The 15,157-nt window shown below is 46.6% G+C and carries 11 protein-coding genes; 5 read left to right on the forward strand and 6 right to left on the reverse strand.

Annotated features, from left to right (window positions below):
• Nucleotides 1-56 precede the first annotated feature (56 nt).
• A complete protein-coding gene (locus C1S73_RS23980; protein ID WP_038870860.1) occupies nucleotides 57-620 on the forward strand; it encodes a porin family protein in 564 nt (187 codons plus the stop codon).
• An 85-nt stretch (nucleotides 621-705) separates the two neighbouring features.
• On the opposite strand, the gene C1S73_RS23985 is transcribed toward C1S73_RS23980, so the two are convergent.
• The 4 genes from C1S73_RS23985 to C1S73_RS24000 all read right to left on the reverse strand — a co-directional run bounded on the left by C1S73_RS23985 (nucleotide 706) and on the right by C1S73_RS24000 (nucleotide 6,888).
• A complete protein-coding gene (locus tag C1S73_RS23985) occupies nucleotides 706-1,419 on the reverse strand; it encodes a hypothetical protein (protein ID WP_038870862.1) in 714 nt (237 codons plus the stop codon).
• A gap of 275 nt (nucleotides 1,420-1,694) precedes the next feature.
• On the reverse strand, nucleotides 1,695-4,754 hold the full coding sequence (locus tag C1S73_RS23990) for an efflux RND transporter permease subunit (protein ID WP_038870863.1): 3,060 nt from the start codon (nucleotides 4,752-4,754) through the stop codon (nucleotides 1,695-1,697).
• Nucleotides 4,754-5,815 carry an efflux RND transporter periplasmic adaptor subunit gene (locus C1S73_RS23995; protein WP_005441949.1) on the reverse strand — a complete coding sequence of 354 codons (1,062 nt, stop codon included), beginning with the start codon at nucleotides 5,813-5,815 and terminating at the stop codon, nucleotides 4,754-4,756. The genes C1S73_RS23990 and C1S73_RS23995 overlap by 1 nt, the downstream gene beginning before the upstream one ends.
• The gene (locus C1S73_RS24000) at nucleotides 5,815-6,888 is read right to left on the reverse strand and encodes an efflux RND transporter periplasmic adaptor subunit (RefSeq protein WP_038870866.1); all 1,074 of its coding nucleotides are present in this window, start codon (nucleotides 6,886-6,888) and stop codon (nucleotides 5,815-5,817) included. Before C1S73_RS24000 ends, C1S73_RS23995 begins: the two co-directional genes overlap by 1 nt.
• 163 nt (nucleotides 6,889-7,051) lie before the next feature.
• On the opposite strand from C1S73_RS24000, the gene C1S73_RS24005 reads away from it, so the two are divergent.
• Nucleotides 7,052-7,777, forward strand: coding sequence for a TetR/AcrR family transcriptional regulator (locus tag C1S73_RS24005; protein WP_038870867.1), 726 nt, complete (start codon nucleotides 7,052-7,054; stop codon nucleotides 7,775-7,777).
• A gap of 194 nt (nucleotides 7,778-7,971) precedes the next feature.
• Here the strand turns inward: C1S73_RS24005 and gcvT are convergent, their stop codons facing one another.
• Together gcvT and C1S73_RS24015 are read right to left on the reverse strand one after the other, a co-directional pair.
• Nucleotides 7,972-9,090, reverse strand: coding sequence for a glycine cleavage system aminomethyltransferase GcvT (gene gcvT / locus C1S73_RS24010; RefSeq protein ID WP_038870869.1), 1,119 nt, complete (start codon nucleotides 9,088-9,090; stop codon nucleotides 7,972-7,974).
• Between the two features lie 260 nt (nucleotides 9,091-9,350).
• Nucleotides 9,351-9,974 (reverse strand): helix-turn-helix domain-containing protein, encoded by a 624-nt coding sequence (locus C1S73_RS24015; protein ID WP_038870871.1) that lies wholly within the window; start codon nucleotides 9,972-9,974, stop codon nucleotides 9,351-9,353.
• Nucleotides 9,975-10,353: 379 nt separating this feature from the next.
• Between C1S73_RS24015 and C1S73_RS24020 the strand changes: the two genes are divergently transcribed.
• The 3 genes from C1S73_RS24020 (at nucleotide 10,354) to gcvP (ending at nucleotide 15,071) form a co-directional block, all read left to right on the forward strand.
• A complete protein-coding gene (locus C1S73_RS24020) occupies nucleotides 10,354-11,649 on the forward strand; it encodes a serine hydroxymethyltransferase (protein ID WP_038870873.1) in 1,296 nt (431 codons plus the stop codon).
• Nucleotides 11,650-11,700: 51 nt separating this feature from the next.
• The gene (gcvH, locus tag C1S73_RS24025) at nucleotides 11,701-12,081 is read left to right on the forward strand and encodes a glycine cleavage system protein GcvH (protein ID WP_038870875.1); all 381 of its coding nucleotides are present in this window, start codon (nucleotides 11,701-11,703) and stop codon (nucleotides 12,079-12,081) included.
• A 125-nt stretch (nucleotides 12,082-12,206) separates the two neighbouring features.
• Entirely contained in the window at nucleotides 12,207-15,071 is a 2,865-nt protein-coding gene (gcvP, locus tag C1S73_RS24030) for an aminomethyl-transferring glycine dehydrogenase (protein WP_038870877.1), read from the forward strand.
• Nucleotides 15,072-15,157: the final 86 nt, after the last annotated feature.

Raw genomic sequence — 15,157 nt, forward strand, 5'->3', positions numbered from 1 at the left:
TAATGAACACTGTTTTAAACACAACAATACAGACAGTAATACAGAGGTAAATAACAATGAAAAAAGCAGCCACCCTTATCGCCGTACTTGCTAGCATTCAGGCTCATGCAAATAGCTCACAGGATGTATCAGGGTTTTATCTGGGCGGGGGTATGGGTAACACCACATACAGTGATGATAGTCCGTTTACACATTTGGATGCTGATGGCACAACTTTTAAAATTATTGGCGGTTATCAGTTCAATCGTATCGTCGGTATAGAAGCTCAATACACTGACTACGGTGATATCAAAGTGAAGAACACGCCTTTTGATCTCAACGTAAATAGTGCGTCTGTTGCCGCAAACATTGGCTACACATTCGACAATGGTTTACGACCATTCGCGACGCTAGGTTTGGGCTACATTTCGGTGGATGTGCCTGAATTTCTCGGTGACGACGAAAACGAGTTGCTACTTCGCGTAGGGGCCGGCCTTGAATACACGCCGCATCAGTTTAACAACATCACTTTCCGAGCAGCGTATGAGATGGACCACTTCAATGTCGGCTCGAAAGGCTCGAACTGGGACACCAACATTCAGGTCGGCTCTTTCTATGCGGGTGCAACTTATAAGTTTTAATAAAAAAACAAACGCGGACACATAGAAAGTACAAAGGGCGAACGCTTACGATAAGCGTTCGCCCTTTCTTGTATAACGTGCCGATTTATTGCATCGGTTCAGATTCGATATCCACGTCACCGCTGTTCAAGTTCACCATCGCGTTGTAAACATTTTGCGGATCACCATGGTGTTTAAAGGTGAAGTGATACACGTTGGCCGGCGTCCAAATCTCTTTGTCATCGACGGGCATAATATCGTAACCATCTTGCTGGTATAACTCTGTCGCCATCACATACGCTGTCGCTGTCTGAACTTGAGTGTTGTGGTCGATTTTAGGTTCTACTGACGGGTTACTTGGGTAAGATTCACCGTTGTAACTCATCTGACGATAAGCACCATTACTCCACACAACAAAGTCTTGCCAACCGTTGCTGTAGCTGTCTATTAGTGCAATCGGTGTTCTTGTTACCGACATGCGGTTCAGCACTTTACCGTTGTTATCGAACATATATGCCGTGCAGCCACCACTTCCGCAGAAGAAACGGTCTTGGAACAACACCAAATGTTCTGCTGTACCATCACTGTTCAAATCAGCAGATCCCGTAACATAACGAATTTTGTCCGTTTCTAAAGAAAGACCCTGTGGCATCAGAATACTTTGGTCAATCCACGTTGCGATGGTCGCTGCATCTGCACTTTTTAGCTCTACAGGAACTTGAGAATCTGTATTATCAGTAGAAATGCCGTCTGTGGAAGAACAGCCAATTAGCGTTAGTGAACCTAAAAGGAAGAGTCCATGTAATCCGCGATTGTTCATTTGCGTTCGCTCTTTTATTGATGATGTTTCTTTAGTATACGCAAGATTTATCAATCGCTTGTAAGAAAATCATAAAAATCAGTAAGGTGTATACCAAACCACCAGCCTTCCTTTTCGCCCTTATCTTTTTCTCCAGCCTCTCTTCTTCTCTCTTTTGCTTCTCACTTCTATTCTCTTTTCCCTCTCGTATCTTGACTCTCCCCGATCAAAAAAGCCCTGAGGAAAGTCCCCAGGGCTAGGCAGGAATCTGACAATAATAAAAGCCAGGAAGTCCCTTATGCAGTGGTTGGTTTGATCTTAAACAGAATTGCAAACATGACTGGTACAACAATCAGAGTCAAAACTGTAGCAAAACCAAGGCCTGCCATAATCGTAATCGCCATTGAGCCGAAGAACGCATCTGATACCAGAGGAATCATTCCCAGAATCGTCGTCAATGCCGCCATACTCACTGGACGAACACGGCTGATCGCACTGTCGACAATCGCTAAGTAAGGATCCTTACCTGATGCTAGCTCTAGGTTAATCTGGTCAAGAAGTACGATACCGTTTTTCAGAATCATACCGCTCAAGCTCAATAAGCCTAGGAACGCAGTAAAGCTAAAAGGCATGTTTGTCGTCAGAAGACCAAATGCCACACCAATGATAGACAGCGGTACAGTGAACCAAATAACCAATGGCTTCTTCAGTGAGTTAAACAGAAGCATCGTAATGATGAACATCAACAAATAACCCATTGGCAATGAGCCAAACAGACCTTCTTGTGCATCTTTCGATGATTCGTATTCGCCGCCCCACGTGATTTCATAGCCTTCAGGAAGGTGCAAAGCCATCACTTTAGGCTCAATGCGAGAGAATAAACTTGCGGGTGTATCGTCACTAAGCACATCATGGTCAGCCAATACCGTTAGAGTACGCTTACGGTCACGACGCTGAATTAACGGCTCATCCCAAGCCAGCTTCACACCATCGATCACTTGATCAACTGGGATATAAGATTGTAACGATGGACTCCAAATATTCACGTTTTGCAGTGATTCGAAATCTACACGCTCTTCTTCTGGTAAACGCGTCATGATAGGTAGTGTATCTGTACCATCACGAAGGAAACCAAGCGTGCTACCCCCAAACGCCATTTGTAACGTGCTTGAAAGATCTTCTTTCGAGATGCCCAAGCGACGCGCTTTTGATTCGTTGAATACCGGTACGAGCTCTTTAGTGCGCTCACGCCAGTCGTGACGAATGTTACGAGCACCTGGGTCAGTATGAAGAATGTCTTCTACTTGCACCGCGAGATCACGAAGCACTTGTGGATCTGGGCCAGTAATACGCGCTTCAATCTTAGACGCCGGCGACGGGCCGAATTCCATCAACTTGAACTGGAACGTGGGTTTATCAAACGTCTTCGCTAGGTTGTCATCCAACTTATGCAGCAGTTCAAACATGTTCTCACGATCTGTCGTACGAACTTGGAACTGCGCGTAAGCTTCGTAACTTTTCTCTGGTTGGTAAGTCAGAGCGAAACGCTGCAAGCCTTGACCAATCGAAGCTGAAACAAAATCGACATCATCTTGTGTACGAATGTAGCTTTCTACTTCTTCCGCTTTCTTGATGGTCTCGCGAATGTCTGTGCCTTCTGGCATCCACATATCAACGTAGAACATCGGCGTGTTTGATGGCGGGAAGAACTGTTGCTTCACACTACCAAACGCAACCACAGCACCAACGAGCAATGCCACCATGCCTGCTACCGTTAACCAACGGAAACGCAACGCAAATTTAAGAGACGCACCAAACGCGACAAACAACCAACCTTTGTACGGATCTTCGTCTTCTGCTTGTGTATTTTTGTCTTCTTCTTTTAGCAGAAGGTCTGCAAGGAATGGCGTCAAAGTAATCGCAGTTACCCAGCTTAGAAATAGTGAGAAACACAATACCCAGAACAGAGAGCCCATGAACTCACCAGTCGCATCTTGTGACAGACCGATAGGTGCAAACGCGGTAATAGCAATGACTGTCGCACCAAGCAGCGGCCACTGAGTTTGTTTCACAATGTCTGTAGCGGCTTGAACCTTGGTTCGTCCTTTCTTAAGGCCAACCAATATCCCCTCGACCACCACGATGGCATTATCCACCAGCATACCGAGCGCAATGATCAACGCACCAAGTGAGATACGGTGCAGCTCAATGTTGTTGTAGTTCATCAAGATGAAGGTACCGAATACCGTCAGCAACAGCACCAAACCGATGATCACGCCACTGCGTAAGCCCATAGTGAACAGCAGTACGATGATTACGATAGCAACCGCTTCTGCCAAGCTAATAACAAACGCTTTAACTGAATCGTCTACTTCTTGCGATTGGTTGTAGAAGTAGTTCATATCCAAACCAGCCGGCTTGATGGTCTCAAGATTCGCCAGTTCAGCTTCAATACGTTGACCGACTTCTACTACGTTTACGCCAGACGCAAACGAAATACCAATGTTGATTGCTTTCTTACCGTTATACAGCAGCACATTGCCCGGCTTTTCTTGAATGCCACGACTGATGGTTGCAACGTCTTTCAAGCGAATCAGGTTACCCGTATCGCGACCATGAATAATCAGGTTTTCTAGGGCTTCTACGGTGTTTAACGTACCGCTTGGGCGAATAATGAGGCTCTCGCCGTTTACCATTACCTCACCTGCAGAAACCACATTGTTCTGTTGGTTCAACAAGCCAGAAATCACGTTCATGTCGAGGTTCAGAGCCGCCAAGCGGTCCAATGAAATCTCAACAAACAGCATCTCTTGTTGGTCGCCAGCGATGTCAACTTTACCCACGCCATCGATCAGTTCGAGTTCGCGCGTAAGCTGGTCTGCGTAACGTTTCAGTTCTACATAATCGTAGTCGTCACCCGTTAGCATCAGCATTACACCGTACACGTCACCAAAGTCATCAATGATTTGCAGAGATTGAACGCCTTGCGGCAAAGTTGGTTGCAGATCGTTGATTTTACGGCGCATTTCATCCCAGATTTGCGGCAATTCATCCGGACCGTAGTCCATCTTCATGCTCACCATAATCTGTGACATACCACTTGAGGACGTCGACGTAATCTTATCGATATAAGGCAGCTTACGAATCTCTTTCTCAAGCGGATACGTCAGCTCTTCTTCTACTTCTTTAGAGGTTGCACCAGGATAAGTCGCAATCACCATCGCATCTTTGATGGTAAATGCCGGGTCTTCCAATCGACCAAGTTCTAGGAACGACGTCACACCGCCGATCGCTAGAATAACGATGAACAGCCAGCTGATGACTTTGTTCTTAATTGAGTATTCAGCAATGCTCATTATTGTTGTTTCTCCACCACATCCACATGCTTACCTTCGCGCAGTTTGCGTAAGCTGGAATTCACTAATACATCGCCTTGAGCAACACCTGATGACACAATCGCACCTTCGCCATTAACTTGGTCGATGGTTACTTCCACTTTAGTGACGGCGTCACCATTTAATTTCCAAACAAAAAACTCACCATCTTGATTGCCCGCTTGTAATGCAGTCATTGGGATGTTGTAGCCATCAATCGAAGTAATGCCCGCTGCCACCATGTCTACTGCAACGCTTACGCTGGTACCCGGCAGAATCTCTTCCTCAGGTTGTGGCATGGTTAAATACATTTGGTAAGTTTGCGTTTGAGCATTTGGCTCACTGGTGTGCTCCAAATAATCCAACGCATAAGATTTCGCGTCACCCGAGAACGTTGCTTGGGGTTGGTAGCTCATGCTTTGTGTATTTGGGTTTACCATTGCAAGCACGTTGTCTGACAGTTCGATACGAACGTAAACTTTGTCGCTTTGGTACAGGTTGAGAACTGGCTCGCCAATCGCAACACGCTCAAAACGTTCTTTGAATACATCAGAAACCTTGCCCGCAAACGGTGCAAACAAACGTGTGTAGTTCAATTGGTTTGTCGCGTTGTAGAAGTTTGCTTCCGCCAGCTCTTTGTTTGCCGTTAGCTCATCCAATTCCGCTTTTGAAATCATTTGGCGGTTATGCAGCTCTTCACCACGTTTAAGCTGACGAATCGCAAGCGTGTATTGTGCTTCTGCATCGTTTACTGCTTGCTTCTCTTTACTGTCGTCTAGCTTAGCGATCATCTGGCCTTCTTTAACCGTGTCACCTGCTTTGACTAGCACATGCTGAACTTCGCCTGCGCGACGGAATGCAATTGGCGTTTGTTCCGCTGGCACGACTTGGCCTTTGAATGTGCGGTATTGGCTTTTTACTGGAACATCAACAGCAACCGTAGAGACATACAAAGGTTGCTCTGCGGTCACTTCGTCTGTGCTGTTACAACCGGTGAGTACTGCCAGTGCGATAGCCGATACTGTGAATAATGAACGTTTCATTAGATACCTTCCTCACGAACCCAAGCTTTCACTACTTGGCCTTCCACTAGGCGTTCAACACCTGCAATAACAACGTAATCATTCTTATCCAAACCCGACTCCACAGCACCGTTCGCATTTAGTGACAAGGTCACTTTATTCACTTGCTGTGTATCGTTGTCCATTACCCAAACCTCACCATGAGCGGCGTCTTTCGATACCCAAGCCGCATTTGGCAGCATCATCGCGTTCGATACGTTTTGCTTAGCAATGTGCACTTGGCCTGTCATGCCCGTTAGCAAGTTACGAGCAGAAGGACGAGTAATTGTCACGATCGCTTCGTAGCTGTTGGTATCGGCATTGGGTTGAGTAGAGATTTCTTTGAATTTGCCTTGGATGCGGTTGTTTGGTTCGCTGTCCATCGTCACCCACATCTCTGCGTCTTTAAGTGAGTTCAATGACACCGCTTCGGCGTAAGTCACAGGCAAAGTAAACGACACATCCAAAGTGGTGTTGTCAATTAGGTTTAGGATTTCTTGCTTAGCAGCAACCACTTGGTATGGCTTCACATAGGTATAAGACACCACACCATCAAACGGCGCATGAATCTCGGTGTAGCTTAAATCGGTTTTCGCTTGCTCTAAGTTTGCCAGTGCCGCTTTGTATTGCGTTTCTTGTTGGTCGTAACTGTCTGTACTGATCAGCTTCTTGTTGTACAAGCTTTTCGAGCGTTCCCATTGGGTTTTCGCTAATGCGTACTGCGCTTGTGATGCATCAAGAGCTAACTGCAAGTCTTTTGGGTCTAGCGTTGCGAGTACATCACCCTGCTTTACCTCTTCACCCATTCTCACGATCAACTTCTCAATTTCGCCACCTACCTGAAATGAAAGTTGGGCTCTGTACGTTGCATCTATTCGTGCAAGGAATGCATCGGAATCGGCAACAGTCAGATCATTAACAGCAAGTAATTTTACAGGTTTGATTAATGGCTCAGACGGTTCTGATACGGCTTTGTTACACCCTGTCAGCATCGTGGCGAGGCTCAATGCCACCGCTGCTCCGACAAATGTGCGCTTTAAGTATTGTTTTCGCACTGGCTTTCTCCATCGACTTTATATTTACTACACAGGTGTGCAGTATATGTATAACGAAAAAATGATCAACATATTTTCCACGTGGATAATAAAATAATTAGGCAAACTGTCCGGTTTCTGGTAAAAATAGGCGCGTTGATTAATATTCGGGAAAATTCGAACTATGACAGAAAGAAAGCAAGGCCGTAGAAGTGCTGAAGCCGCTGAGCAAACTAAGTGCCTGATTCTAAGAGTCGCGGCAGATATGTTCTGTGAGTTAGGGTACGAACGTGTCTCGCTTCGAAACATCAGTGAGAAAGCTGGTGTGTCTCATAGTTTGATTCGCCACCACTTCGGCAGCAAAGAGAAAATCTGGCAAGCCGTCAGTGATGCCATGGATGAATTCATGCAAGGCTACATGGCACAGCTGGTAAGCGAAATGCCAGCAAACACCCCATCTAATCAAAAAATCTACCTGTTCATGGTAAGAATGTTGGCATTTGCCCTCATGAATCCGCATCCAATCCAAATGATTGCGGATGCAATTCGCCAAGGTGATGATGCACTACTGCAGTACTTCCTGAGATCCAAAGACGAGTTCGCGGCGATCTTTACTGAGCTGTTTGCAGACTACAACGTGGAATACCCGGAGCACCAGATTGACCAGTGGGAATCAAAATGGCAGATGCTGGTGTTTGCACATGGTGCAATTAGCTTAGCGCCTATGATGCAAGAAACGTGGCCAGAAGATGCAGGCAACCGCGATAAGATGCTGATTAACCATTGGGAATTGTTCAACACCATCATGGCAAACCAGTTCAGCGTTAAGAAAGAAGACATGATTCATCCAAGCAAACTGAGTGAAGTTGTGATTGAAATGTGTTGCCCTATCGAAGAGCTCACCGCATAAGTTGAGATTTCAAAAGAACATAAAAAATGCCGAGCACATTGCTCGGCATTTTTGTTTGTACTTATCATTTCAGAGAGGAAACGAATGGAACCTACTTCATAGTTACTTATTCCTAAACGCGTCACTGCAGTTAAACAGCGCGTGGGAGGTAGATTCCTAGTCTCGCTTTGGCTCGCTGGAATGACGAGCTTTAATTAACCACGGTAGTAGCGTTGTGGTACGAACGGCATTTTTTCTACCGTCATTGGTAGCATCTTACCGCGTACTTCTGCAAACAGCTCTGTACCGATAGCCGCTAGATCTGCACGTACATAGCCCATTGATACTGGCTTACCTGCATTAGGGCCTGCTGTACCACTGGTTACCACGCCAATCTTGTTGCCATCTGCATCGTACAGCTCAGCGCCTTCACGAACTGGCGCCTTGGTTTGACCAACCAAGCCAATACGCTTACGTGCAACGTCTTTCGTTTCGATCTGCTTAAGAATGATGTCAGCACCAGGGAAGCCACCTGCACGTTCGCCATCAGCGCGACGTACTTTTTGGATGCCCCATAATAGGCTTGCTTCAACAGGCGTTGTTGTTGTGTCTAAGTCATGACCGTACAGACACAGACCACATTCAAGACGAAGTGAGTCACGAGCACCAAGGCCAATCCACTCTACTTCTTCTTCACCTGTGAGTTTACGAGCAAGCTCTTCTGCTTTGTCCGCAGGAACAGAGATTTCGTAACCGTCTTCACCTGTGTAACCACTGCGAGAAACAATGCACTCAACGCCTAGTAGTTCAACTTTGCGAACATCCATAAACAGCATCTCTGCTACTTCTGGTGCGAAACGCGCTAGTACTTCTGCCGCTTTAGGGCCTTGAATCGCTAGCAGTGCGCGGTCATCAATGATCTCTAGCTCGATGCCAGAAGGAAGATGCGCCTGAAGGTGTGCAATGTCTTGCTCTTTACATGCTGCGTTCACAACAACAAACAGATGATCGCCAAGGTTAGCCACCATCAAGTCGTCCATGATGCCGCCCTGCTCATTAGTAAAGAAAGCATAACGTTGCTTGCCCGCACCTAGGTCAACAATATCAACCGGAACCAGTGTCTCTAAGAACGCTGCTGCACCATCACCAATCAAACGAAGTTGACCCATGTGAGAAACATCGAACAGACCTGCTGCATCACGAGTGTGTAAGTGTTCTTTCTTTACGCCTAGTGGGTATTGAACTGGCATGTCGTAACCCGCGAACGGGACCATCTTTGCGCCTACTTCTACGTGAAGTGCATGCAGTGGTGTTTTCAGAAGTTCTTGAGTCATTTTCGTCTCCATTTAGATAGACCCGATGATGCTGTCGGCATTCGTTGTGTTTCCAATAATAAACACGCTTGATTCAATTTTGCACGAACAAGACATCACTCGACTTTCAAAAGTGTGACTTTTAACATTTTAATCACAACAGAACGCACAAAAAAGGCGCTCTGTTGAGTGAGATATCATCAACAGAGCGCCATCATAACGCATTTAAAACGGATAGCAATCGTTTGCTTTTACTATAGGAAATTTACAACTATTTATCACTATTTGGCAGTCACCCACAAAATGTGCGCGTCTTCCTCACTCACACTGGTCAACATATGACCCATGTTCGCATCGTAATACACACTGTCGCCTTCGCTTAATACAACAGGCTCATAGAACTCAGAATAAAACATCACCTCACCTGATAAGATGAGTAAAAACTCTTCCCCATCATGGCGAATCCAGTCTTTGTATTCGTCAAAACTACGGGCGCGAATTTGGCTCTTAAAAGGCATCATTTTCTTATTGGAAAGTTGAGTCGCCAACAACTCATGCTCGTAGGTTTGGGTTGGGTGTGGTTTACCCTCTTTTTTCTTGGTTACATCCCTGCGCCCTGTCGCAACTTTTTTTCTAGGTGGTTCAAAGAGTTGCGGCATATCAATTTGTAAGCCATGCGCTAATTTTTGCATCGCTTGAAACGTTGGAGAAATCTGTTCATTCTCGATCTTACTTAGCGTAGAACGCGCAAGGCCAGTTCGTTGGCTCGCCTCTTCTAACGTAATACCAAGTTTAGAGCGGATATCTTTAATGCGCTGACCGAGCTTAAGCGGTTCAATATTCTGGTCTTGCTGCTCTTTCGCCAACGTCATTGACGGGTATTCATCGTAAATACTTTCTGCCATAAATCCCTCTGTAAATATCCTTTATTCCTTCCTATTAGCATTGTGCATGAAGCCTATAGTGGATAAAAGTCCACCGAGTTAATTAAAGCGTGCTCTTGTTAACAAAATCAGAAATCTCGTTTCCTATAGGAAATTTTTGGTTGATTGTTCGTGCCGCAGGCGCTATGTTACCAACTTGTTAGATGTAGAGATGCACATTTCCGTAAGAGATTGGACAAGAGAAACCACAATCCAACGGAGTTTTGCCCACTTATTCGGGCCGAAAGTTCACTCTGTTCTGCTATGCAGTTCAGCTGTTTTGAGAACAAATGAGCCACCATCGCAATCAAACAACTATTTCTAGTGCGGGTTCATTTTAAGATTTGGAAGGTCAACTACCATGAACAAGAGTTACCCTAACCACAGCTTGGAAAACTTTTTCTCTACCAACCTATCTGCGACAGATGACGCTGTCTTTGCTGGAATTCAGGCAGAATTCGCTCGCCAAAACGAACAAATCGAACTTATCGCTTCTGAGAACATCGTGTCTAAAGCGGTAATGCAAGCTCAAGGCACCTGCCTAACAAACAAATACGCTGAAGGTTACCCAGGTCGCCGTTACTATGGTGGTTGTGAGCACGTAGATACAGTGGAAGCCATTGCTATCGAACGCGCGAAAAAACTTTTCAATTGTGAATACGCAAACGTTCAACCACACTCAGGCGCACAAGCAAACGGCGCAGTAAAACTGGCACTACTTCAACCTGGCGACACCATTCTTGGTATGTCTCTAGACGCAGGTGGCCACCTAACACACGGTGCGCGCCCTGCACTTTCTGGCAAGTGGTTTAATGCAGTTCAATATGGCGTTGACCGCGAAACACTAGAAATCAACTACGAAGACGTTCGCCAACTGGCACTTGAGCACCAACCTAAAATGATCATCGCAGGTGGTAGTGCTATTCCACGTACTATCGACTTCGCAAAATTCCGTGAAATCGCAGACGAAGTAAACGCGATTCTTATGGTCGACATGGCACACATCGCCGGTCTTATCGCAACAGGCGCGCACCCTAGCCCGCTTCCTTACGCACACGTTGTTACGACTACAACGCACAAAACATTGCGTGGCCCACGTGGCGGTATGATTTTGACCAACCACGAAGACATCATTAAGAAAATCAACTCAGCAGTATTCCCAGGTCTACAAGGCGGCCCACTGATGCACGTGATTGCGTCTAAAGCAGTGGCGTTCGGTGAGGCACTCGGTCCTGAATTCAAAACTTATATTGATTCAGTGATCAACAACGCAAAAGTCATGGCAGAAGTATTGCAAACTCGCGGTTGCGATATCGTAACTGGTGGTACAGACACGCACTTGATGCTGGTTGACCTTCGCCCTAAAGGCTTGAAAGGTAACAAAGCAGAAGAAGCACTAGAGCGTGCAGGCATCACATGTAACAAAAATGGCATCCCATTCGACACAGAGAAGCCTATGATTACATCGGGCATCCGTTTAGGAACGCCTGCGGGTACAAGCCGCGGCTTTGGCGCTGAAGAATTCAAACTCATCGGTAATTGGATTGGTGACGTACTGGACGGTTTGGTGAACAACCCTGAAGGTGACGCAGAAGTAGAAAAACGCGTACGCAAGCAAGTAAAAGAGCTTTGCAGTCGCTACCCTCTTTACCAATAAAAGATTTATTAAATCAGAAACTATCCTGACAAGTTATTTGGAGATTAAGCAATGGACAAAACACTGAAGTTTACAGATAGCCACGAGTGGGTACGTGACAACGGTGACGGCACAGTAACTATCGGTATTTCAGAGCACGCTCAAGAAATGCTGGGTGACGTGGTATTCGTTGACCTACCAGACGTGGAAGATGAAGTCGAAGCAGGCGAAAGCTTTTCTTTGGTGGAATCTGTAAAAGCGGCTTCAGACATCTACTCACCAATCACAGGTGAAGTAGTTGAAATCAACGAAGAGCTAGAAGACAGCCCAGAGCTAATCAACGAAGAACCATACGAAGGTGGTTGGATTGTGAAAGTGAAGCTTTCAAACCCATCTGAGTTGGAAGACTTAAAAGATGCGGAAGAATACCTAAGCTCTATCGAAGAAGAGTAATTAGGATGAGACGAAAGCTGTCCCCTTAACACCAAGTGGGCAGCTTTTTTTCTAGGTTCGGACGTATAATTTAGATTATCAGTAGCGTTCATCCGTTACCCGAACCAAGGAGTAGGTAAAGGACAATGACTGAATTACTTCAAAGCCTCAGCACACAAAACGAGTTCGTTGCTCGCCACAACGGACCAAACAAATCTGACCAACAGAAAATGTTGGAAGCGATCAACGCAGTTAGCCTAGATTCGCTTATCGACGAAACCGTACCAGCACAAATTCGCCTAGAGCAGCCAATGAACTTGGCAGAAGCAAAAAGCGAAGCAGACATGCTGGCAGCAATGCGTAAATTCGCTGATCAAAACCAAATCAAACGTACATTCATCGGTCAGGGTTACTACAACACCTTCACGCCAAACGTAATCCTACGTAACGTGATGGAAAACCCGGGCTGGTACACCGCTTACACCCCTTACCAACCAGAGATCTCACAAGGTCGTTTGGAATCACTTCTAAACTACCAACAAATGGTGATGGATCTTACTGGTATGGAAATCGCAAACGCGTCATTGCTTGATGAAGCAACGGCAGCCGCAGAAGCGATGACACTTTGTAAGCGTGCGGGTAAGAGCAAGAGTAACGTATTCTTCGTTGCTGACGACGTTCACCCACAAACCATCGAAGTAGTAAAAACTCGTGCGAAATTCATCGGCTTTGAAGTCCTAGTTGGTTCTCTAGATTCACTGCCAGAACAAGACGTATTCGGCGCACTAGTTCAATACCCAAGTACAACGGGTGAAGTTCGTGACCTATCGGACATCATCGCAAAAGCACAAGCAAACAAAACGCTAGTAACCGTAGCGACTGACCTATTGGCTTCTGCCCTACTGAAACCTGCGGGTGAAATGGGCGCAGACGTAGCAATCGGCTCGGCACAACGTTTCGGCGTTCCTATGGGTTACGGCGGTCCACACGCAGCCTTCATGGCAACACGTGACAAGCACAAGCGTACTATGCCAGGTCGTGTTATCGGTGTTTCTATCGATACCAACGGCAACCAAGCACTGCGCATGGCAATGCAAACGCGTGAGCAGCACATCCGTCGTGAAAAAGCGACATCAAACATCTGTACCGCTCAAGCTCTACTAGCGAACATGGCGTCTTTCTACGCGGTTTACCACGGCGCAGAAGGTCTACGCACAATTGCTCGTCGTACGCACCACATGACCGCTATCCTAGCTGCTGGCCTAACGAAAGGCGGCTTCGAGCTTGCTCATAACAGCTTCTTCGACACCATCACCATCAATACTGGTGCGCAAACTGAAGACCTATACGCGAAAGCACTAGCCGCAGACATCAACCTACGTAAGTTGGGTACTCAGCTAGGTGTAAGCTTCGACGAAACCACAACAGTGGCAGACGTAGAAACCCTATTCGCAGTATTCGGCGTGAAAGAAGAAGTGGCAGCACTATCAACGGAAATCGCAGGCAACGAGTTTGCAGCGATTCCAGAAGCACTGCGCCGCACAACAGAATACCTAACGCACCCTGTGTTTAACACGCACCACAGCGAAACACAGATGATGCGTTACCTAAAACAGCTAGAGAACAAAGACTTCTCGCTAACGCACGGCATGATCCCACTTGGCAGCTGTACGATGAAGCTGAACGCAGCAGCAGAGATGATTCCAGTAACTTGGCCTGAGTTTGGTTCGATCCACCCGTTCGCACCAGCAGAACAAGCAGCCGGTTACGCAGCACTAGCAAAAGATCTTAAAGAGAAGCTATGTGAAATCACAGGCTACGACGCATTCTCACTACAACCAAACTCTGGTGCGTCTGGTGAGTACGCAGGTCTTATCGCGATTCAACGCTACCACGAAAGCCGTGGCGAAGGTCACCGCAACGTATGTTTGATCCCAAGCTCTGCGCACGGTACTAACCCTGCGACAGCGTCTATGGTGTCAATGAAAGTGGTTGTGGTTAAGTGTGATGAAGAAGGTAACATCGACGTCACTGACCTAGCAGCGAAAATCGAAAAGCACAAAGACAACCTATCAAGCATCATGATCACTTACCCTTCTACGCACGGCGTATACGAAGAGCAAGTGAAAGAAGTATGTGAAATGGTTCATGCTGCGGGCGGTCAGGTTTACCTAGACGGCGCAAATATGAACGCACAGGTTGGTCTAACCACGCCGGGCTTTATTGGCTCAGACGTTTCTCACCTAAACCTACACAAAACCTTCTGTATCCCACACGGTGGTGGCGGTCCGGGCATGGGTCCTATCGGTGTGAAATCTCACCTAGCGCCTTTCCTACCAGGTCACATTGAAAACGGTGCAGACGGCGAAAACTTCGCAGTATCCGCAGCGGACATGGGTAGCGCGTCTATCCTGCCTATCTCTTGGGCTTACATCGCAATGATGGGCGAAGCTGGTCTAACAGACGCAACGAAAGTAGCGATTCTGAACGCGAACTACGTGATGGAGCAACTGCGCCCTCACTACCCTGTTCTTTACCGTGGCTCAAACGGCCGTGTAGCGCACGAATGTATTATCGACATTCGCCCACTAAAAGAAGAAACAGGCATCAGCGAAGAAGACATCGCGAAGCGTCTAATGGACTACGGTTTCCACGCACCAACTATGTCGTTCCCTGTAGCAGGCACGCTAATGGTTGAGCCAACGGAATCGGAAGACCTAGAAGAGCTAGACCGCTTCTGTGATGCGATGATCGCAATCCGTGAAGAGATGACAAAGGTTAAGAACGGTGAATGGCCGCTAGATAACAACCCGCTTGTTAACGCGCCACACACTCAAGTTGACCTAGCGAAAGAAGAATGGGATCGCCCTTACTCTCGTGAGCTTGGCTGCTTCCCTTCTAAAGCAACCAAATCTTGGAAGTACTGGCCAACAGTAAACCGCGTAGATAACGTATACGGCGACCGTAACCTAATCTGCTCGTGCCCAAGCATCGATAACTACGAAGATTGATTTTTGTAGAATCTAAATAAACAAAGGCGAACCGATTGGTTCGCCTTTTTTGTATGGCATTGTCTTTTTGTATCTTACGTCAGGCA

Source organism: Vibrio jasicida 090810c, assembly GCF_002887615.1.
Taxonomy (GTDB): Bacteria; Pseudomonadota; Gammaproteobacteria; order Enterobacterales; family Vibrionaceae; genus Vibrio; species Vibrio jasicida.